Below are 21,433 nucleotides of genomic sequence, written 5' to 3' on the forward strand. Positions count from 1 at the left end.
CCTACAGGTTCGATAGGTTAAAAGCATGGAAAAAGAATGGTGGAGAGATGCTGTTATCTATCAGATATACCCTCGGTCATTCCGTGACAGCAATGACGACGGTATCGGAGACCTGCAAGGAATCATTGAAAAACTGCCGTATTTAGCGGATTTGGGAGTGGATGCGATCTGGATTAGCCCCATCTATCCTTCCCCCGCTTTCGATGCCGGCTATGACGTGTCGGACTACGAAGACATTGACCCGAGTTTCGGCACGATGCAGGATTTCGACGAGTTGCTGTCGGGGGCTCACACCCACGAGCTGAAAGTCATCATCGACTTGGTGCCGAACCACACCTCTTGGTCCCACCGCTGGTTCCAAGAAGCCCTCGGAGGCTCCCCCGGCTCAAGGGCACGCTCCCGCTACCTGTTTCGGTATTCCGAGAATCCGCCCAATAACTGGGGCTCTATGTTTGGGGGCAGCGCCTGGACGCGGGTGCAAGACCTCACCGGTAAAGCCGAGGACCAGCGCTGGTGGTATCTGCATTTGTTCGCCAAGCAGCAGCCGGATTTGAACTGGGAAAATCCGGAGGTTCAAGAGTATTTCCTCTCTATTCTGCGGTTTTGGCTCGATAAGGGGGTAGACGGTTTTCGGGTAGATGTGGCTCATGGCTTATTCAAAGACCCCGGCTATCCCGATGATGCCCTGGGGTTAAACCGTTGGGAGTTTCCCGACGCGAACGGCCCTTACACCAATCAGCCCTACTATGACCGCGACGAGGTTCACGACGTGTACCGGAAGTGGCGTCACCTTTTGGATCGGTATTCGCCGCAGCGGGTTATGGTCGGAGAGGTTTGGGTTCGGCCGCGGACGCGGGCGGCAGCGTATGCGAGAAGTGATGAGATGCATCAAGTGTTCAACTTCGACTTCCTGCATTGTCCTTTTGATGCGAAGATGTACCGGCAAATTATTAATGAATCCATGCAGGCGGAAGGCTCCGTGGGAGCCAGTCCGACCTGGGTTTTAGCCAACCACGACCAGTTGCGATCGCGGACCCGCATGGGCTATCCGCCAGGGGCTATTTTGGCCTGGGGCGTGGGGGAGACCGACCCGCAACCGGATTGGGAGATTGGTCTCAAACGCTCGCGGGCGGCCGCTTTGATGATGTTGGCTCTGCCAGGCTCGGCCTATATTTTCCAGGGCGAAGAACTGGGGCTGCCTGATTTCACGACCATGCCGGATAGCCTCCGTCAAGACCCGACTTGGGAGCGCAGCAATCACTTGGTGCGCGGGCGGGACTCGTCTAGGGTGCCGCTGCCGTGGGAAAGCGGAGAGCCTCACTACGGGTTCACTAAGGGCCAGCCGTGGCTGCCGCAACCTCATGACTGGGAAGACCTTTGCGCCGATGTGCAAGCGGGAGACCCAAATTCGACGCTGCAGCTCTATCGAGAGGCCCTGCAGCTTCGACGCGAAATGAGGCTGGGGCGGGGCGAGTTCTCTTGGGATGAGGTGCCGCCGCGGATCTTGGGATTCAGCAATGGCTCGCTGCACTGTTGGATGAATGCTTCGGGTCAGGGATTGGATCTCCCCACTGAAGCGCACATTATCCTCGCTTCTGGTGATAACGTGTTGCCGGAGAACAGCGAAACCGGAGCCGTGACTTTGGCATCTAACGCCACCGTGTGGTTTCGAACTGAAGCCACGGTCTGGAATGAGGAAACCTCCGGAGCTGGGCTGGCATCTTGAGAAAGAAGCATCATGTTTACCGATTTAACCCAAGAAGAGCTGGAAGTCTATGACCCCCAGGAAGTGAAGCAGCCCGCGGATTTCGAAGCTTTTTGGACTGAAACCCTGCGGCAAGCCCGCCAGTTTCCGACACAAATGGAGCTGGAGAGGGCGCACACGCCTATTGAGGCGATTGAATACTACGATGTTACTTTCCCCGGATTCGGAGGCGATCCCATCAAAGGCTGGTTGGCGGGGAAACCGGGCTTCACGAAGTCTTCGGGAGAGCCCATTGTGGTCGAGTATCTTGGCTACGGGGGCGGTCGCGGAATCCCCGGGGAAATGCCGTTTTGGCCCATGAGCGGTTATGTGCATTTCATAATGGACACCCGCGGTCAAGGCGGGGACTGGGGAAGCGGTGGCGACACTCCCGACCCGCATCCGGTGTTGCCCCACGCGTTGGGTCTGTTTACTGACGGTATTGAGGACAAAAGTACCTACTATTATCGGCGTCTCATCACTGACGCGATGCGGGCGGTTGACGTTGTGCTCTCTTTGCCGTTTGTCGATAAGGATCGGATTTTTTGTGCCGGACGTTCCCAGGGTGGGGGATTGGCGTCGATTGTGAGCGCGGCCCATCCTGCGGTTCGCGCCGGAATGCCGGATGTGGCTTTCTTGGGGAACCTCATGCACGGAGTAACCATTGCTGACAAGAACCCCTACAGAGAGTTGGAGCGCTACCTTAGGGTGAAGCCGGACAAAGTAGCGCTCGTTACCGAGGTTTTGTCATATTTCGATGCGGTGAACTTCGCGCGCAGCGCCAAAGCGCCGGCCTATTTCTCGGTTTCCCTCATGGATGAGTACGTTCCCGCCTCCTGCGTCTACTCAATCTTCAATGTGTGGGCTAATGAAAACAAGGAGATTGTGGTCTATCCGTTTGCGAAACACGAGGGCGTGGGGTTGCACCATCTGCTGAAGCAACACCGTTGGCTCGAGCAATTCAGCTAAGCGAGGTTGAGGGCGGAAAAGACTGGCGCGTAGTGTTTGGTGACGGCCCGAAGGTAGGCTTCTACGTCCCCGTTTATCGCCGCAGTCAACATTTCGGAATGCGCGGCAGCCGTCTCGGTGAGACTCTCGACACTCGGAGGAGCCATCGAAGGGATCGCGGCGACGTGAACCCTCCAGAACGCGGCTACCAACTGTCGCACTAGGTCATTGCCTAAAAGTGCCAGCATTCCATCGTGGAAAGCGAAGTCTTCCTCGGGGAAGGTCTTGCCCGCCGCGGCTTTATCCACCATGAGTTGCACCAGCGTTTCCAGTCCTGGCTGGGGGTTCCCTTTCAGCGCCTTACAGGTTTGTTCCGCAAGTCCCATATCCAAATAGCGTCTCACCGCCACGACCTCGCGCAGCGCCTGGAGATCGTTTCCTGCCAGCAGAATGGTTTTGAAAGCCAAGGTTTCCACCAAAGCGGACATGGACAGAGGCCCTACAAAACCGCCCACTCCGCGGCGAATCTGGACAATATCGAGCGCTTCCAAGTGTTTCAAGGCTTCGCGCACCGAGGAACGGGAAATCCCCAGAGTCTGGCAAAGCTCGGACTCCGCCGGTAACGGATCGCCAGGGTGAAGACCCTGGGACAAAATCAGAGATTTGATTTGCTCGGCAGCATTAGCTGACTCGATGTGAGGCTTTTTTGGTTTCACCATGAGGACTTCCTTGTCGTCAGTTCCTTACAGGTGAAATATACCTAAATTTGTCTGACTTGTGTGAAAGAACGGGTGTGGGTTCACATTTATTTGGTGATACTCAATGCCGAGTCCTTGAAAAAATCGTTGGAAATAGGCACTTTTAAGCAGTTTCTAAATGATTATCTTAAAATGCTTGTCAGACAAGTGGAGAAGTGGTAGTTTAATGTTAATCCTGATTCGGGATTACCACGAACTCGACGAGGAGAATTTGTATGAATTCATTTAAGAAAAGCAAACTTGTGGCGTTAGCCTGCTTAGCTGCTGCTGGCTCCCTTGTTTTGACCGCTTGCGGTGGTGGAACTGCCCCCAAAACCGACAACGCAGGAGGTTCCGATGGTAAACCCACCGGCACCTTAAATCTCGGTGTGATGTACGAAACCACGAACTATCACCCCTCCAACACGTCTTCCGCTCTGGCCATGGGCACTAACTGGCACATTGTGGAAGGTTTGTATGAATTCGATATGGCGGACTACAAGGTGTATCCGGCGCTGGCTAAGGGAGAGCCTACCAAGGTTTCGGACACTGAGTACGAAGTGACTTTGCGCGACGGAGCCAAGTTCTCAGACGGTACAGACGTCAAGGCTGAGGACGTGGTGAGCTCCTTCAAGCGCATTGTGGAAGGTGAAACTGGAGCCGACGGAAAGCCGGTAGAGAGTATCTACAAGCAGTTCTTCGATTTCGTCGATTCCATCACCGCCAAGGACGACACGACCGTCACCATTAAGACGAAGTACCCCTTTGGTGCCCTGCAGGAACGCCTGGTTGACATCAAGGTGGTTCCCACTTCCGCCACCTTTGATGAACTGACCTCCAAGCCGATTGGTACCGGTCCGTTCATGTACACCAACATCTCCCCAACCGCTTTGGACGCCGAACCGAACCCGAACTACAACGGGCCCTATCCGGCCAAGGTCTCCAAGATGCACTGGGATGTTTTGAAGGACGACAACGCCCGCTTGACCGCTGCTTTGGCAAACACGATTGACATCATGGAATCCGTTCCGGCCCCGTTTATTGACCAGTTGACGGGTGCGGGCTGGAAGGTTGATGAGGTCCCGGGATACAACAACCCGTTCCTCATGTTCAACACCACCAAGGCGCCTTTCGACAAGGCCGAAGTGCGTCAGGCTTTCCACTACGCTATCGACAAGCAGACCTTGATCGATTCGACCTTGAACGGCAAGGCTGAGGTCTCTACTTCCTTCCTTCCAAAGTCCAACCCTGACTACAAGGAAGCTGCCACCCAGTACAAGTACGACGCCGAGAAGGCCAAGCAAATGCTTGCTGACGCTGGTGTCGCTGGAAAGACCGTCAACTTGCTGACCACCGACCACCCGTGGATTGCCCAGTTGGCTCCGCTGGTGAAGCAAAACCTGGAGGCCGCCGGACTGAAGGTCAACGTGACCTCCGTGGCTTCGGCTGATGTGTACGCTCAAACCGATGCTGAAGGCACCGACTACGACGTGGTGTTGGCTCCGGGGGATCCCTCCGTGTTCGGCACCGACCCCGGCATCATCATCAACTGGTGGTACGGTGACAATGTCTGGACCCAGAAGCGCACCGGCTTCCAGAAGTCCGATCCGGAAGGCTACCAGCAGATTGCTGACGGCATCCAAGCCGCCCAGCAGTTGACCGGAGATGAAGCGAAAGCCAAGTGGGGCGAGGTCCAAGACCTCATCTCCGCGAAGGTGCCGCTCTACCCCTTGTTCCACCGCACCATGCTTACCGGCTACAACCCTGCTAAAGTCTCAGACTTCAAGGCCATCGGCACGACCGGTTTGGAAGCGGTCGGAGTGAGCGTCAAGTAAATCTCTTTTGGATAAAACTCCACGGTTCTCAGCCTGAGAACTACAACTGAATAACGGTTCGCTGGGAGGGGACGGTTTCCCCGCCCCCTCCCAGTCACACAATCGGGTTATTTTCCTGCATGTTCCGTAGTCTTCTCACAAAGGAGTGAAGCCTTGAATAATCTCTTAAGGCTAATAGGACGGCGACTTATTGCACTGCCAATCATGGCAATCGGTGTCACCTTCTTGGTCTTTTTCATCATGTCTCTTTCCCCGACGGATCCCGCCTATGCTGCCCTTGGTGACAACGCCACTAACGAAGCGCAAGTTCGGGCTTTCCGTATCGCCCACGGCTACACCTACGCCGATGGCACCCCTGTTCCGCTTCTGATTCGCTACTTCAACTACCTCGTGGGGCTACTGCACGGAAACTTCGGAGTTTACGGGGTTTCCAACAACTCAGTCGGCGAACTGATTGGCCCCGCCCTGCCGGTAACCCTTCAGCTCACTTTCTTCGGGCTCATCATCGCCGTGATTATTTCGTTCCCGCTCGGCGTCCTCGCGGCTATCTACCGCGACAAGTGGCCCGACCAGCTCATTCGGGTGCTCTCCGTGGTGTCTATCGGCACCCCATCTTTCTGGCTTGGCGCCATGCTCGTCTTGATCGGTCTCCAGATTTTCCCCGGCATGGTCGCCGGTCCGCTGCCGCCGCTTTTCGGTCCCGGAGCGGACTTAGGTGGATGGCTTTCCCGCATGTTCTTACCTGCTCTGACCTTGGCGGTTCCAGTTATCGGCCAGATGACTCGCGTGGTGAGAACATCCGTGGTGGAAGAACTCGACCGCGACTATGTTCGTACCGCCCTCGGCGCGGGCATCCCCAAACCCATCGTGATTGGACGCAACGTCTTGCGAAACGCCCTTATCACTCCCGTCACCGTTCTCGGCCTTCGCGTCGGCTACCTGATGGGTGGCGCGGTCGTTATCGAGATTATTTTCGGAATCCAAGGCATGGGTAAGGTTCTCGTCCAAGGGATTCAACAAAACCAAGTCGAGGTTGTCCAGGGCGCTGCCCTTGTGGTGGCCTTGGCCTTCATCATCGTAAACATCATCGTAGACATGCTCTACCTGTTGATTAATCCGCGAATCCGGTCGGTATGAAAGAGAGGTATAAAATGTCAGATCCCACGATTTCTAATCCTAAAGACGCTGATTCCCTCGAGGCGAAAGCTGTCGCAGTGGAAACGAACGCCGCCAACGGCGCAAATGCTGCTCCCTTGGCGCCCGAGACCGAAGCTCGCCCGAAGAAGCAACACTTCTATCGGTTCCGCGCCATGTCCTGGGGTTCGAGAATCTCGGTCTTTGTCCTGCTTTTCATGGTGTTGCTGTCCCTGATTGGGCCGTTCTTCGCCAAGTACTCTCCGGACTTCGTCTCCACAGACGCAATTTTGGCTCCGCCAAACGGCGACCACTTGTTCGGAACCGACTATGCGGGCCGTGACATCTTTACACGCCTGCTGTATGGCGGACGCTACTCGATGGTTATCGGCCTGTTGTCTTCGCTGATTGCCCTGATTTTCGGAGCCATTATCGGTTCCATCGCGGCAGTGGTCCGCAAATGGATTTCCGAAGTTATCATGCGTATCTTGGACATCATCATGGCTGTCCCCGGTATCGCTATGGCCGCGGTCACGGTTCTCGTGTTCTCCCGCCTGTTCGATCCCGGCAACAAGATTGGCCTGGTGGGGGTCATCATCGGGTCTATCGCCTTCGTCTATACGCCCCAAATTGCGCGTATTGTGCGCGCCAATGTCATGGCGGCTTACGGTGAGGACTACGTGAGGGCAGTGATTGTCTCGGGAGCGAGAGCCCCGTGGATTCTCATCAAACACGTCATGCGCAACACGGCCGCTCCCGTCCTGGTTTTCGCAACCGTCCTGGTGGCTGATGCGATTATCTTGGAGGCTTCGCTTACCTTTATCGGTTCCGGTCTCCAACCGGCCATGGTCTCCACCTGGGGCAATGTCCTGTCTGAGGCGCAAAGCTCCGGTTCGATTCTCCGCGGAGCTTGGTGGACCGCCTTGTTCCCCGGCCTGCTCATCATGATCACCGTATTGTGTTTGAACATTCTCTCCGAAGGCATCACCGACGCGATGGTGGCGGCTCCGGCCTCCGCTCCGGTAAAGGTGGAACAGACTTCTGCCGAGCGCGAAGCCGACCGGCTCTTGATGGATCCGCGTGCGGCCTACCAGGCGCAAGCCGAAAGCCTCCAGGCCAGGCTTGATGCCCTACACAATGTGGAAGTAAGACGAAAGGATCGCTTCATTGCAGCCTCCACGGCGGAGCCCTTGCTGGAAGTGAAGAACCTGTCCATCAAGTTCCCGCGCCACGGGGACACCAATGTGGTCGACCACGTGTCTTTCTCGGTGCGCCCGGGAGAAACCATGGGTCTCGTCGGGGAATCCGGCTGTGGCAAGTCGATTACCGCCCTGTCGATTATGGGACTTATCGACTCGAAAGCCGAGCTCAGCGGGGAAATCCTCTATCAGGGCCAAGATCTTTTGAAGATGAAACCCGCCGAGCGCCAGGCTCTGCTCGGTCACGAGATGGCGATGATTTATCAAGATGCGCTGTCGAGTTTGAACCCAGCCATGCTCATTAAAGCCCAGATGAAACAGCTCACTTCTCGCGGTGGAACCCGCAGCGCCGAGGAGCTGCTGGAACTGGTGGGTCTGGATCCGAAACGAACCTTGGAATCCTACCCCCACGAGCTCTCCGGGGGCCAGCGTCAGCGTGTCTTGATCGCTATGGCTTTGACCCGCGACCCGAAGCTGGTTATCGCCGACGAGCCGACCACGGCTTTGGACGTGACAGTCCAAAAACAGGTCGTCTCGCTCCTAAACGAGCTCCGCGAGAAACTCGGTTTCGCCATGATTTTCGTCTCCCACGACCTCGCGCTCGTGGCGGAAGTCGCCCACTCGATTACCGTCATGTACGCCGGTCAAGTGGTGGAACAAGCCACCACCTCCGAGCTCTTGACGAACCCGATTCACGAATACACTCGCGGACTTCTCGGCGCAGTGCTTTCTATCGAATCCGGTCAAGGTCGGCTCCACCAGGTTCCCGGCACGGTGCCTTCCCCGAAGGACTTCCCCTCCGGCGACCGTTTCGCGCCGCGTTCCTCCCACCCCGATTACGGCCTGGATATCCGTCCGGTCTTGCGTCCCGTCGGCCCGCGCCACGTCTACGCAGCACTGCCGGCCAAAGCGGGGGTCTACGAGCCCGCGCCTGAGTATCACGAAGGAAAGGAGGTCGCGAAATGAGCGAAGTCACTCAAAGTCCAGACACCACCTCGGGAGTGACCCCGATTATCGACTTGCAAAACATAGAGGTTACCTTCAAAACCCGCACCGGCTCTTTGATTCACCCCAATAAGGTTCGAGCCGTGCGCGGAGTGAGTATGCAGGTTCTCCCCGGTAAGACCCTCGGGATTGTAGGGGAGTCGGGTTGCGGCAAGTCCACCACCGCTAACGTGATGTGTGGGCTGCAGTTACCGACCGCCGGAAGGGTGTTCTTCAAGGGACAAGAAGTCACCAAGCGCTCCGCGGCGCAACGGCGCATGATCGGGAAAGTAGTCTCGGTCGTGTTCCAAGATCCGGCTACCGCCTTGAACCCTCGCATGAGTGTGCGTGACCAGTTGGCTGACCCCTTGCGGGTCCACCACCGCGGCAGTCCTGCGGAGCAAAATGCGCGGGTACATGAACTCATCGGCAAGGTGGGCTTGCCAAACTCGGCTCTAGATGCCCTGCCCGGACAGCTTTCCGGCGGGCAACGCCAGCGTGTCGCCATTGCTCGCGCCTTGAGCCTGCAACCCGATGTCATCATCGCTGACGAACCGACTTCCGCCTTGGATGTGTCGGTGCGGGCCCAAATCTTGAACCTTTTGACGGAGCTGAAAGAAGAAGGCTTGGCGATGGTGTTTATCTCACACGACATCCAAACCGTGCGCTATGTTTCGGATCGGATTGCCGTGATGAATGCCGGACGGGTGGTGGAAGAAGGGCCCGCTGACGAGTTGTTCTTCCATCCGAAAGACCCCTACACCAAGACCCTGCTCGGGGCCGCTCCGAGCCTCTTACACCCGAAGGGTGTTGATTTGGGGTCTGCGGAAACTGAGCCCACTATTCCTCAAACCATTGAAGAAAAGAAGGAAAACCATGAGTAAAACCATTCGGGGGATTGTGCCCCCAGTCGTTACCCCCTTGCATGAGGACTACCGTTTCGACAAGGGATCCTACGAGAAACTCATCGAGCATCTGATTGGAGGCGGGGTTGATGGGCTCTTTGTCCTCGGATCTTCTTCCGAAGTCGTGTTCTCCACCGATGCCCGTCGCGACGAAATCGTGAAGGCCGCAGTGGAATTCAACCGCGGTCGGGTCCCCATTCTCGTGGGAGTCATCGACACCGAAACGAACCGCGTGATTGAACACATCAAACGCGCGGTTGACCTCGGAGCCGATGCGGTTGTCGCCACCGCGCCTTTCTATGCCCTGCAAACCATGACCGAAGTCGAGGAACACTTCCGGCTGTTGGCTGAGGCTTCTCCGGTTCCGGTCTGGGCCTATGACATTCCGGTCTGTGTCCACACGAAACTCCCCGGTGACCTCATGCTTCGCCTCGGCAAAGAGGGGGTTCTCGCGGGAGTCAAAGACTCTTCAGGAGATGACGTGGCCTTCCGCCAGCTTGCCTTGGATAATCAGGATGCAGGCCACCCCTTGAGCCTGTTGACCGGACACGAGGTCGTGGTGGACGGTGCCTATATGTCGGGAGCCGACGGGTGCGTGCCGGGACTCGGTAACGTTGACCCTGCCGGTTACGTCAAACAATGGCAGGCCTATCAGGCCGGAGATTGGGAAACCGTTCGGTCCGAGCAGGATCGTCTCGCGCGGCTGATGCGAATCGTGAACGTCAAAGGTGTCGGCGGTTTTGGTGCCGGTATCGGTTCGTTCAAGACGGCGCTGTGGCTGTTGGGGATTTTTGAAACTAATCAAATGCCTCAACCGGTTAAGGCCCTTAGCGGCGAGAACATCGAGCATGTTCGCGCGGTTCTTCGTGAAGCTGACTTGTTGAACTGACCGCTTTCTCGCAAAACTATAGAAATTGCATTCACCACTGGTAGGAGGCTCCCCATGGAATCACAGGTAGCAGTCATCGATCTTGGCGGGACCAAGATCGCGGGAGCGCTAGCTGACCTGGAGGGGAGCCTCCACGACCATGACCGTGTTGACACTCCTTCCCGTGAGGGCGGAACGGCTGTGGCTAATGCGGTTATCGGGCTCGCTAAGTCCCTTATCGAGGTCGGGGAGGTCCGCGGAGTTAGTGTCCGCGGCATCGGCATTGGGTCTGCCGGAGTGGTTGACCCCGGCGGAAGAAAGATCATCGGCTCCACTGACGCCATCTTGGGATGGGTCGGAACTCCGCTAGCGGACCTGGTGGAAGCGGCTTTGGGTCTTCCCGTAACGGTGGAAAACGATGTTAATGCGCATCTTCGCGGGGAAGCCTGGAAAGGCGCCGGTGCTGGTAAGGCCAACCTTGCCATGATGGCGCTTGGAACCGGAATTGGCGGCGCCATCATGGTTCACGGCGATATTATTGTTGGCCCCCACGGTACCGTTGGTGACTTTGGACATCTGCCGACGCTACTGCCCACCCGCAGGGCCTGCACCTGCGGGAGAAACACCCCACATCTGGAGGCGGTGGCCTCCGGTCCGGGACTATACGCGTGGTACCTTGAAAAAGGCGGGGATCCGATAGTTGGGGGCGCGAAAGAACTCGAGCAGCGCGCGCTGGCCGGTGATGAGTTGGCCGCGGAAACCTACCGCGAGGTCGGGGCGGAGACCGGTCGCGCCTTGGGTTCTCTAGTCAACATTCTCGACCCGGAGATGATTATTGTCGGCGGGGGACTGGCTAATAGTGGAGAAATCTGGTGGGAGCCCTTGCGCGAAGCCTACCGCGGCCAGCTTGTTGATGCCTTGCGGGATATTCCCGTGGAAAAAGCCCAGCTCGGAAACCAGGCCGCCCTAGTGGGGGCGGCGAAGAATATTTGGGATTTTCTTGGATAAGCAATTGTTGAAGCCGAGCAAGGCTCGAGAAACGTTCGAGAAAGAAAAGAGGAAAACTCATGAACGAGACACGTCAACAACTCATTGATTCCCTCAAAGGACAGCTTGTGGTGAGCTGCCAGGCCTATCCCGGCGATGCCATGCGGCGCGCCGATATCACCGCCGCGGTCGCGCAATCCGTGGTGGCGGGGGGAGCCGCCGCCGTGCGGATTCAAGGGGTAGCGGATTTGATCGCGGTACGTCAAGCCGTGGAGGTGCCGATCATCGGCCTCATCAAGTTCGGCCACGAGGGAGTCTACATCACGCCTTCCATTGCCCATGCCCGAAATTGTGTGAACGCCGGGGCCGATATAGTCGCCATTGATGCGACCTTGCGTCAGCGCGGTCAAGGGGAGACCTTTGCTGATGCCGTCACGGCTCTCCACGAGGAATTCCCGCAGGTCGCAGTGATGGCGGACTGTGCCTCCCTGGAAGACGCGAAGGCAGCGGAAGACGCGGGAGCGGATCTGATTGGGACAACTCTGGCTGGATACACCCCCGCTGACTACCCCTATTCGCGCACCTCAACCTCGGGTCCGGATCTTGATTTCATCGAGAAACTCTGTCTCGGCGTGAAGCGGCCCATCGTGGTCGAGGGGCGAATCCACTCGCCTGAGGAATTGAAAGAGGTCTACCAATTCCCGATTCATTTTGCCTGCGTAGGAACAGCCATCACCCACCCCCAGCGCATCACCGGATGGTACGTGGATGCCCTCAAAAAGCCGTAAGTTCTCACCCATTTTAAACTCAAAAGGCCAGGACAAAGGTATTCTGATACCAAGCGCTCGAAAATGGAGGTAAAAGCGTGGAGCTACAGTTTTCGGTTCAGGACTTACACGGGGTCAGATTGGCTTTAGAAAACCAAATTGATCGGGTGGAACTCTCCAGCGGCCTGGATTTGGATGGGCTCACCCCCTCCATTGGGATGGTCGAGAAAGCCTCCGGAATCCCCTCGAGTTAATCCGCGACCGATCCTGATGCCATCGTGCCGGTTTCTCATTTCGTGAAATCGTAGAAACTCACGTGCGTCAAGCCCGGTTTTTGGGTCATTGCTGAATAGATTAGAGAGAAAGGACTCAACAATGAGTACCGGACGTGTGACTTTGCCGATAGAAAACGGCATAGATGATAAGGTGCTGCGGGTGGCCTCCCTGTGGGGAGCCGACGCGGTGCGAAACTCGGATGGCACCAGTCTGCCGCCGATTGCCAAGGAACTCGACGCGAAAGTCTATGAGACGTACTTCGTGGGGCGGGGAGACAACGAGTGGGCTCACGCTCATCCGGCAGACCGCCCTCAATTTTTCCTCATGAGTGAGCGGAAGCCCGCCCTTAATAGCGGCCCGCTGGAGATTCGCGTCATGGAAGGCTACCTTGACCTGCAGGTAGAACCGGCTACGGAAGCAGACCGCGAGAAATTTTGGCAAGTCATTGACCGTACGACCGGCGAGACCCTACCGGCCTCGGCCTGGAGTCTCGCGGGAACTGGCGCAGATGCGTTAGTTACCGTGTCAGCGCCTGAGGAGGGTCACGTCTACACAGTAGATTTCCTGGCGTGGCAAAACTGGGATCCGGTGCAAATGTATAACTACATTACGAACCACTGGGAGAATGAGCCGGATCGAGTGCGCGAACAACCCTACGACATCAGGCATCCTGAGACTTGGGAATATGTCAAGGCTGGAATGGACTCTTGGCTGGAGTCACACCCCGAGGTGGATGTGGTGCGGTTCACGACCTTTTTCTACCAATTCACGCTGCTGTTTAATGACCGCCAGAAGGAAAAAATGGTCGAATGGTTCGGCTACCTCGGGTCAGTGTCGGAAGCAGCTTTGCGCGATTTTGAAGCAAAGTACGGCTACGCTTTAACGCCCGAAGATTTTGTTGACGAGGGGTATTACAACTCGGCTTTCCGGGTTCCGCGAAAACAGTTTCTCGATTGGATCGATTCCCTTGGTGATTTCGTGACCGAACGGGCGCGAGTCCTTGTTGAAAAGACTCATGCTGCGGGCAAAGAGGCCATGATGTTCCTCGGTGACCACTGGATTGGCACTGAACCATACTGCGACAAATTTGCCTCTATCGGCCTTGATGCAGTGGTCGGATCTGTTGGATCGGCCACGACCTGCCGCATGATTTCGGACATTCCCGGAGTGAAATACCACGAGGGGCGTTTCCTGCCGTACTTTTTCCCGGATGTTTTCTTCGATGGCGCAGATCCCGTGCCGGAGCTGAACCTGCGGTGGAGCCAAGCGAGGCGCGCGATTGTTCGCTCACCCCTGGATCGGATGGGATACGGCGGCTATCTCTCCCTACCTTTGAAATTCCCGAAATTCATTGAACGAGTCGGAGAGATCACCGAGGAGTTTCGCTCCTTGCATGAGGTGAGCGGGGGAGCGCGTCCCGCGAATGCCTCGGTGAAGGTCGCGGTATTGAATGCTTGGGGTAAGCGTCGCTCCTGGATGGCTTCGATGGTGGCGCACGCCAAGCCCTATATGCAGACATACGCCTATGAAGGAGTTTTGGAAGCCCTAGCAGGCTTGCCCTTCGACGTCCAGTTCATTAACTTTGACGACGTCTTGAACGGAGCACTCGAACAGGTAGACGTGGTCATCAATGCCGGCGGGGCAGGAACTGCCTTCTCCGGAGGGTCCTACTGGGCGCGCCCGGAAATCGCGGCGGCCTTGCGAAACTTTGTCGCGAAAGGTGGCGGACTGATTGGAATCGGGGAGCCCTCGGCAGTGGATGTTCCCGGAAGCGGAGCCTACTTCCAGTTGTCAGACGTCTACGGGGTGGATAGAGAGCGCGGATTTTCTCTGTCCACAGACCGCTATGTCGATGTGGTGGAAAGCCATTTCATTCTTGAGGGTCTTGATGATGGCCCCAGTCGCGGCAGGGGACTAGAAGAAATCAATGCTCTCGAGGTTGAGCCGCAGCCCCTTCCCGGACGCGACCAGGCCCTGGTGGATGTCGGCCCCGGAGTTGGGTTTGTGGTGCCGGTTTGCCGAGACACGGAGGTCCTCCAGTTCATTGACGGCTCGGTAGATCTCGCGGCACGAGATTTTGGAAACGGTCGTGTTGTGTATTTAGCGGGTTTGCCTTACAACGACATCAATTCACGGATACTTTTCCGTGCAATTTACTGGGCGGGACACGCCGAGGATCGGGTCGCAGAAAACTATCTGTCCGCGGATCCCCGCCTTGAAGTTGCATACTATCCCGAGGCGCGCAAACTGTTTGTGTACAACAATTGCGCACAAAATGTGGAATCATCTCTGTCTGGCGAACATTATATGAACGTTAAAGTCAATGCCAGCGATTCGGTCTGGATAGATGTCTAAGAAAACAGGGTAAAAACCTAGTTTTTCGAGGCTTAGTTGAGTAAAGTAAAAACGTGTGGCTATGGTGTCCACATTCAAGAGAAAGGGAAGGCTGAACAATATGGAGTTCTCCTCAAAAATTAAATCCGCGGCTGCTTTGGTCGCCGCCGGAGCATTAGTGATGACACTTTCTGGGTGCTCCTCTACGGATAGCGGCAAAACAAGTTCAGAGGGCGGTAAAACCACTCTCAAGTTCGCTGCATTTGAAGGCGGCTACGGCACAGAAGTGTGGGACAAGGTAGTTGCTGCTTACGAAAAGCAGAACCCTGATGTTGATGTTGACATGACGATTTCTAAAACCATCAACGAAGAGATTGCCCCAGGCATGAAGGCTGGAGACTATCCGGATGTCGTCTATTATTCAACAGGGCAAAAATCCGGTTTCACCGAAACTCTCCTCTCCGAAGGTGCGGTGATGAAGATTAATGATGTCTTCGACATGAAAGTTCCTGGTGAAGACGTCACGGTAAAGGATAAGTTGCTTCCGGGTCTGCTTGGCGGTACTGCAACGAATCCTCTGGGCGGCGAAGATACCTATCTTGCCCCGCTGTTTTTTGCGCCTAACGGCCTGGTCTACAACAAGAAGCTCTTAGCTGACAACGGCTGGGAGGTTCCGACCACATGGGATGAAATGTTTGCTTTGGGCGATGCTGCTCGCGCAAAGGGAATTGCCTTGTTTACCTATCCCGTGGCCGGATACTTCGATTCGGCTCTGCCTTCCTTAATCGCAAATGCTGGCGGTGCGGATTTGTGGAGCGATATTGCCAACTATAAGGAGGGCGCATGGGATACCGATGGCGCTAAGAAAGCACTGGAGACTGTGTCTAAATTGGTTTCGAGTGACTACCTGCTGAGTTCTACTGTTGGTAATGCTAACAAAGAGAACTTCGTCAAGAATCAACAGGCTATCCTCGACGGCACCGCGATTTTCATGCCTAACGGAAACTGGATTGTTAACGAGATGAAAGATGCTCCGCGTACTGATGGTTTCGAATGGGGTGTTATTCCCGCTCCCGCGTTTGAAAAGGGTGGTGAGCGTTACGCATTTTCTTTCGTAGAGAACATTTGGATCCCCGCTCAGGCGAAGAACGCTGACGCCGCGAAAGACTTCATCGCTTTCCTGTACTCTGATGAAGCTGTAGATATTTTCGCTTCTGCTGGTGCAGCTCAGCCGGTGGATGGCGCTGCCGAAAAGGCTATTGCCGCAGCTTCTGACCCCGGAGTTAAGGCATTCTTTGACATGATGAATGCTGAGGGTGTTTCGGCTGTTGCTGGTGGACCGCTCGCCAAGACTGTTGAGGGTGCTTCTTTCAAGGACTCCGTCTATGTCGCAATTGATTCTGTTGCTTCCGGTAAAAAGTCTCTCGACGAATGGAGCGCAGATATCAAGACAACTACCGACAAACTTCGTGAAGCTAAGTAAGTCTCACACTGTTTGAACACTTCTGAAACAAAGCTGAGGGTGGACATTTGTTCACCCTCAGCTTGGGAGGGTCGCTCATGACGCAATCTGGAGGAGAGTTAGCGGTTGAAGCCGTCGAAAATTCCCCGCGCAATAGTGGTGTTTTGTCGAACACTGATTCGACGTTGCCGAAACAGCCTGGAAATAACGGGGGTAGGAAGCGTTTTGCTTTTCTGTGCTCCCTTCCTGCTGCGATATTGATGTTTATTTTCATCGTGCTGCCGACTATACAGGTATTCCAAATGTCGGTTTTCAAATGGGGTGGGTATTCGCCAGATAAGACATTTGTTGGGCTGAATAACTTCAAAATTCTTTTCGAGGATATGAAGTTCATCGAGGCTTTTCAAAACACAGTACTGCTGCTGGTGGTGGTGACATCAGTAACACTGCCGACTGCAGTCATATTTGCAGCTATTTTGGTGCAAGTTAAGGTTCTCGGTAGCGGCTTTATTCGTTTCATTCTCTATTTGCCGTCTATTCTTTCGATGGTGATTATTGCCGCCATGTTCTCCGCGATCTATTCCGAAAATGACGGACTGCTCAACTCGGTGTTGCAGGTAATCGGACTGGGCAATCTCACCCAGTCGTGGCTAGGCAACCAGAGTATAGTAATCTATTCGGTAGCTTTTGCGATGCTATGGCAGTCTTGCGGCTACTACATGGTGATGTATATGTCGGCAATGGCAGGGGTAGACTCTTCCATTTATGAAGCGGCCAGGATCGACGGCGCGTCGCGAATACGCCAGCTTTTCGTGATCACTATTCCCCTAATCTGGAGCAATATTCGCACTACACTAACGTTCTTTATTATCTCTTCCATTAATCTTTCTTTCGTCATCGTTCGCGCTATGACAGGTGGCGGACCTGACGGGTCTTCGGAAGTGCTTTTGGGATATCTCTACAATCAGGCCTTTGACAATTCCCAGTTCGGTTACGGTATGGCAATAGGCGTTGTCACATTCACATTCTCCTTCGCGCTCTCACTGATTGTGAGCCGCGTTACTAAACGTGAAGTTATTCAGTACGGCTAAGGTGAAAAACATGTCTGAAGTTCAAGAAGCTACGCAATTACAGCCTATTGATTCATCTGCACAACAGATTCACAAATCTACTCACAGGCGGAACAATAAAGACAAGTGGACAGTGGGCCGGATTTTGAGCCACATCGTTCTGTTCATCGTGTCTCTAACCATTATTGTCCCCTCGATTTGGGTTCTGGTAGCATCATTCAAACAGCAGTCAGAGTTCTACGGCAGCCCCTGGACATGGCCTAAAGGTCTTTTTTTCCAAAATTACGTTGATGCTTTCATAGATTCCGGCATTGGACAGTCTTTCCTTACCTCCGTAATCGTGACTGCAACCGCAATGGTGATTTCCATGTGCGTGGCGCTGCCATGTTCCTATGCTCTCGCCCGCTACGATTTTCCGGGGAAAAAAATCCTGCAGCTTGCCGTCCAAGGCTTACTGTTCGTAAACGTGAATTATATTGTCGTTCCAATCTTTTTGCTCCTTATTGGCGCAGATCAGGTCATTCGGCAGTTCTTGCCCTCAGGATTCTTTATCGACAACATTTTTATCCTGGCTCTCGTATACGGCGCCACCTCACTGCCGTTCACTATCTACCTTCTAGAGGATTTTTTCGCCGCTATTCCAAAAGAATACGAAGAGGCCGCCATGATCGATGGCGCAAGCCTAGGACGTACAATGGTCCAAATTTTCTTCCCGCTGGCAAAACCCGCCATTTCCATGGCTATGCTCTTCAATTTCCTTTCCTACTGGAACGACTATGTTATCTCCATGACACTTCTCACCGGGGATCGAGAAACTGTTCAGGTCGGTATGCTTAACCTGATGAGTACTGCTCATTCAGCTACCAACTACGGTCGTTTATATGCCGGTATGGTAATTGTGGCTATCCCGGTGATTATCTTCTATATCATCGTGCAGAAGAAACTACTGCAGGTTTCCACAGGAGGTGGTATCAAATGAGCGAAAAAACAGCTACGGTCTTACGTATCGCCATCGGGGCGGTAATGTATTTGTTATGCATTGGGCTTGTTGTTTACGGCAACACCATTCCCGGATGGAAAGGGCTGGGTATTATGTTGCTTGGTCTTGCCGGAATTCTCATAATGCTATATCTATACAATCGTCGCCATAAATAATTAGCTGCTTGAGGGGAATTCTCTTCGTGTCAGTTACTCTGACTCTCCGTTAAACTTACTTTGTGCCAGAGTAACCGCCCAAGACTATCCCGCCGAAACCAGCCCGCCGCTCCGCTCTACTTTCCGGCGTACCAGTTCAAGAGGCGCTCAACTTCGGCTTGGAGAGCGGCATTACCGTTCGAGGAGTATTTGCGGGGATCCACGAGGTCGGGACCGGCAGCGAGATCTTCGCGTACCTTAGCGGTATAGATCACATTCAAATGCGTAGAGACGTTGATTTTCGTCATGCCGGCTTGGATGGCGGCTCGCATTCCCTCGTCGGAAACGCCTGATGAACCGTGTAACACGAGCGGAACTGGAACGGCGGCTTTGATGGCGGCAATCAACTCGTTGTCAAGGCTTGCGTCCCGCGAGGTCATGGCGTGAGACGATCCGACCGCTACGGCCAGCAAATCCACCCCCGTGTCTTCGACAAATTTCGCGGCATCTTCTGGTTTAGTCCGGGCCGAAGGATCGTGAACCCCGTTCTTCCCCCCGACCTCACCGAGTTCGGCCTCCACTGAAACGCCGCGGTCGTGACACCACTTAGTGATTTCTGCCGTAGTCTTGCGGTTTTCCTCGTCCGGAAGCTTCGAACCGTCATACATAATAGAGTTAAACCCGAGTTCAACCGCCGCTTTACACAAGTCGATGTCCTCGGCGTGATCCAGGTGGGCGACTGCCGGAACCTTGGCTCGCTTGGCCAACTCCAGGACGGCCGAGCCAATCGGCTCCAACCAACCGCGGTGATATTTCACGGCATTCTGGCTGAGCTGGAGAATAATCGGTAATTCCACCGCTTCGGCGGCGGCTATCTGAGCCTCGCCGTGTTCCAACAAGACCACGTTGAAGGCTCCTAGGCCGACCTCGTGTGAAGCGGCATCACGAGCAAGTTCACGAATATCTGCAAGCATTTTTAGCTCCATTCCTCGGTTTTGTGACTGACGTTTGCCGCGAGGTCCACAACCATCTCGGCGTCGATTTTTCCGGCAATTTCGACCGGAACCGCGGCAGCCGACCAGGCGACTGCTCGCGTTAAAATTTCATCAAGCGGGAGACCTTCGGCTAGTCCGGCAACGAAACCGGCCACCGCTGCGTCTCCTGCGCCGGTGGGGTTGCCGGAAAGAATCGTGTCGGGCTTGGCCCAGTGAGCTTCTAAAAATGAGTCAAAAAGCCCGGCCCCATGACTCATTTTTATGTAGGCGAGGCCGTCGGCGCCGGCGGAGACCAGGAGGGCCTTTGCGCCGGCTCTAAGCACCGCGCGGGCGGAGGCCGGTAGGTCATCCAAACCGGTGGCATCTTTAATCTCCGCCACGTTTGGTTTCAACAAGTCCGCTCCGGCACGGGCCGCCTCCAGCAAATACTTCCCCGAAGTATCGACCAGAACCCAACAATCCTTGGCTTTCAAACCGGCAACGAGCCGCCCCAGAATTCCTTCCGGAGTCCCGGGAGCGAAGGAGCCATTGATGGTAACTATGGAGCCCTCCGGAGCCCAGGAAAGCTCGAGCGCGTTATCCCACACGATCTTCCAGTCGGCAGCGACCTCCTTGGGGGTGCGCGAGCCCACGGATGGGCCGGCCTCGTTGAAAACGGTGGCATCTCCACCGGCCACGATGGCAACGGAAGAGCGGTTCAAAAACGGGGAGGGTAGGGGCTGGAAGGTAAACTGCGGCAACTCTTGGTGACGCGCTTCGAGGTCAGCCAGGAAATCCTGGGAGGTGAAGAATCCGACCGCGCGGGCGGGGAAAGCCATCTGCGCCAAGACTGAGGCGGTGTTGAGCCCTTTTCCTCCGGCGCGACGAAACACGGTTTCGACTCGGTGTGTGCGGTTGAGATTGATGGTAGGAACCTGGTAGGTCACGTCGAGTGCGGGGTTGGGGGTGAAGGTAATTATTTCTGGCAAGTTGGTTGTCCTTTGGTGAAGTAGGAAAAAGTGGGTTCAACAGGTGGTAGCGGCAAGAGTTCCTTCCCACTTATCAAGTGCCTGCGCGGCGATTCCGAGGAGCTGTGCGTCGGAGCCGAGCTTCGCTAAGGTGAACGGCGGTACTGCCACATTCACCAAACGGCTGGCCGTCGCTTCGCGCAAGCGATTGAGATAAGACTCGCCCTCCTTGGACTGGCCTCCGCCAATCACAATCGGCACGGGCCCGAGGGTAGCAACGACCGCGGCGAGAGTCTCCGTCAGTGCTTGCACTCCGGTCTCTACCACGTGGTGAGCCAGGGCGTCTCCGCGGCGCTCCCGAGCAAAAACTTCCTTCGAATCGGGAGCCTCGGGAGAAAGCTTGTCGGTTCCGCTCAAAGCGCAGTAGCGAACCGAGGTGAAGCCGGCAGAGGCCAATTGCTCCATACTCACGTACTCTGCCTCGCTAAAAGCGGGGTATGCGGCGGGATAGTCTCGGTCCGGATTCGCAAACAGCACTTGGCCGATTTCGCCGGTGCAACCCCCGCGACTAACGAGCTTCCCGTCCAAAATGAGTCCGGCCGAAATCCCCGTTCCGACAGCAACGAAGAAACAATCCTTTCCGCCGGCTCCGAATCTGGCCTCACCATAGGCGCCGGAACGCACATCGTGACCCAGCACTACCGGAACCCCAAAGGTCTCGGAAAGTTCTTCGCGCATCGGGAAGTCTCCCCAGCCCAGATTCGCGGAGCGGATAGTTCTCCCGCTGGCCTCGTCGAGGATTCCCGGCACATCCACCCCGACAACCTCACAGAGCAGGTCTTCTCGGAGAGCCTGACCGGCCTGTAAAGAAAGCGAAGGACAATCCTGGGCCGAGACAATTTCCTCACGGTGTAGCTCTCCTTGCAGTTCAAGGTAAATCTCGGTTAATCCGTTGACGAGCCCTGCTGCGCCGCCGCGGGGCGTGGGGACAACCCGTTTGTGGAGCAAAATACCCTCGGGGGAGACGAAACCGATTTTGGCATCCGTCCCCCCGACATCGAAACCGAGAGCAAAACCCGCCGTTGGTGAAAATGAAGCAACCATGGG

At 55.4% G+C, this 21,433-nt stretch carries 19 protein-coding genes; 15 read left to right on the forward strand and 4 right to left on the reverse strand.

The window, feature by feature from the left end; genetic code table 11:
- The first annotated feature begins 25 nt into the window (after positions 1–25).
- Both FYJ63_RS00200 and FYJ63_RS00205 read left to right on the forward strand, forming a co-directional pair.
- Entirely contained in the window at positions 26–1,726 is a 1,701-nt protein-coding gene (locus tag FYJ63_RS00200; protein ID WP_154542610.1) for a glycoside hydrolase family 13 protein, read from the forward strand.
- A 12-nt stretch (positions 1,727–1,738) separates the two neighbouring features.
- Positions 1,739–2,713, forward strand: coding sequence for an acetylxylan esterase (locus tag FYJ63_RS00205; protein ID WP_154542612.1), 975 nt, complete (start codon positions 1,739–1,741; stop codon positions 2,711–2,713).
- On the opposite strand, the gene FYJ63_RS00210 is transcribed toward FYJ63_RS00205, so the two are convergent.
- Positions 2,710–3,411, reverse strand: coding sequence for a FadR/GntR family transcriptional regulator (locus FYJ63_RS00210; protein WP_154542615.1), 702 nt, complete (start codon positions 3,409–3,411; stop codon positions 2,710–2,712). The two genes, FYJ63_RS00205 and FYJ63_RS00210, sit on opposite strands and share 4 nt — an antisense overlap.
- 254 nt (positions 3,412–3,665) lie before the next feature.
- Between FYJ63_RS00210 and FYJ63_RS00215 the strand changes: the two genes are divergently transcribed.
- The 13 genes from FYJ63_RS00215 (at position 3,666) to FYJ63_RS00275 (ending at position 18,405) form a co-directional block, all read left to right on the forward strand.
- On the forward strand, positions 3,666–5,264 hold the full coding sequence (locus FYJ63_RS00215; RefSeq protein WP_154542617.1) for an ABC transporter substrate-binding protein: 1,599 nt from the start codon (positions 3,666–3,668) through the stop codon (positions 5,262–5,264).
- 153 nt (positions 5,265–5,417) lie between these two features.
- A complete protein-coding gene (locus tag FYJ63_RS00220) occupies positions 5,418–6,401 on the forward strand; it encodes an ABC transporter permease (RefSeq protein WP_154542620.1) in 984 nt (327 codons plus the stop codon).
- 173 nt (positions 6,402–6,574) lie between these two features.
- A complete protein-coding gene (locus FYJ63_RS00225; RefSeq protein ID WP_420846005.1) occupies positions 6,575–8,563 on the forward strand; it encodes a dipeptide/oligopeptide/nickel ABC transporter permease/ATP-binding protein in 1,989 nt (662 codons plus the stop codon).
- Positions 8,560–9,465, forward strand: coding sequence for an ABC transporter ATP-binding protein (locus FYJ63_RS00230; protein WP_154542622.1), 906 nt, complete (start codon positions 8,560–8,562; stop codon positions 9,463–9,465). Before FYJ63_RS00225 ends, FYJ63_RS00230 begins: the two co-directional genes overlap by 4 nt.
- Positions 9,458–10,375 carry a dihydrodipicolinate synthase family protein gene (locus FYJ63_RS00235; protein WP_154542624.1) on the forward strand — a complete coding sequence of 306 codons (918 nt, stop codon included), beginning with the start codon at positions 9,458–9,460 and terminating at the stop codon, positions 10,373–10,375. The genes FYJ63_RS00230 and FYJ63_RS00235 overlap by 8 nt, the downstream gene beginning before the upstream one ends.
- Before the next feature lie 54 nt (positions 10,376–10,429).
- Positions 10,430–11,362 carry an ROK family protein gene (locus tag FYJ63_RS00240; RefSeq protein ID WP_154542626.1) on the forward strand — a complete coding sequence of 311 codons (933 nt, stop codon included), beginning with the start codon at positions 10,430–10,432 and terminating at the stop codon, positions 11,360–11,362.
- 59 nt (positions 11,363–11,421) lie between these two features.
- Entirely contained in the window at positions 11,422–12,129 is a 708-nt protein-coding gene (locus FYJ63_RS00245; protein WP_154542628.1) for an N-acetylmannosamine-6-phosphate 2-epimerase, read from the forward strand.
- 77 nt (positions 12,130–12,206) lie between these two features.
- A complete protein-coding gene (locus FYJ63_RS00250) occupies positions 12,207–12,362 on the forward strand; it encodes a copper homeostasis protein CutC (protein ID WP_277027519.1) in 156 nt (51 codons plus the stop codon).
- A gap of 121 nt (positions 12,363–12,483) precedes the next feature.
- Positions 12,484–14,739, forward strand: coding sequence for a 1,3-beta-galactosyl-N-acetylhexosamine phosphorylase (gene gnpA, locus FYJ63_RS00255; RefSeq protein ID WP_154542630.1), 2,256 nt, complete (start codon positions 12,484–12,486; stop codon positions 14,737–14,739).
- A gap of 100 nt (positions 14,740–14,839) precedes the next feature.
- Complete coding sequence (locus tag FYJ63_RS00260; protein WP_154542632.1) at positions 14,840–16,201, forward strand: carbohydrate ABC transporter substrate-binding protein; 1,362 nt, start codon at positions 14,840–14,842, stop codon at positions 16,199–16,201.
- 77 nt (positions 16,202–16,278) lie between these two features.
- Complete coding sequence (locus FYJ63_RS00265; protein ID WP_154542634.1) at positions 16,279–17,271, forward strand: carbohydrate ABC transporter permease; 993 nt, start codon at positions 16,279–16,281, stop codon at positions 17,269–17,271.
- A 10-nt stretch (positions 17,272–17,281) separates the two neighbouring features.
- Positions 17,282–18,229 (forward strand): carbohydrate ABC transporter permease, encoded by a 948-nt coding sequence (locus tag FYJ63_RS00270; RefSeq protein ID WP_154542636.1) that lies wholly within the window; start codon positions 17,282–17,284, stop codon positions 18,227–18,229.
- On the forward strand, positions 18,226–18,405 hold the full coding sequence (locus tag FYJ63_RS00275; protein WP_154542638.1) for a DUF6903 family protein: 180 nt from the start codon (positions 18,226–18,228) through the stop codon (positions 18,403–18,405). Before FYJ63_RS00270 ends, FYJ63_RS00275 begins: the two co-directional genes overlap by 4 nt.
- Before the next feature lie 116 nt (positions 18,406–18,521).
- Here the strand turns inward: FYJ63_RS00275 and FYJ63_RS00280 are convergent, their stop codons facing one another.
- Genes FYJ63_RS00280 through FYJ63_RS00290 form a run of 3 tightly spaced genes read right to left on the reverse strand, consistent with a single transcriptional unit; the run spans position 18,522 to position 21,430 of the window.
- A complete protein-coding gene (locus tag FYJ63_RS00280) occupies positions 18,522–19,358 on the reverse strand; it encodes a class II fructose-bisphosphate aldolase (RefSeq protein ID WP_154542640.1) in 837 nt (278 codons plus the stop codon).
- A 2-nt stretch (positions 19,359–19,360) separates the two neighbouring features.
- Complete coding sequence (locus tag FYJ63_RS00285; protein WP_154542642.1) at positions 19,361–20,347, reverse strand: 1-phosphofructokinase family hexose kinase; 987 nt, start codon at positions 20,345–20,347, stop codon at positions 19,361–19,363.
- 36 nt (positions 20,348–20,383) lie between these two features.
- Positions 20,384–21,430 carry an ROK family protein gene (locus tag FYJ63_RS00290; RefSeq protein WP_154542644.1) on the reverse strand — a complete coding sequence of 349 codons (1,047 nt, stop codon included), beginning with the start codon at positions 21,428–21,430 and terminating at the stop codon, positions 20,384–20,386.
- Between the last annotated feature and the right edge of the window lie 3 nt (positions 21,431–21,433).

This window comes from Mobiluncus porci (assembly GCF_009695935.1).
GTDB classification, from domain to species: domain Bacteria; phylum Actinomycetota; class Actinomycetes; order Actinomycetales; family Actinomycetaceae; genus Mobiluncus; species Mobiluncus porci.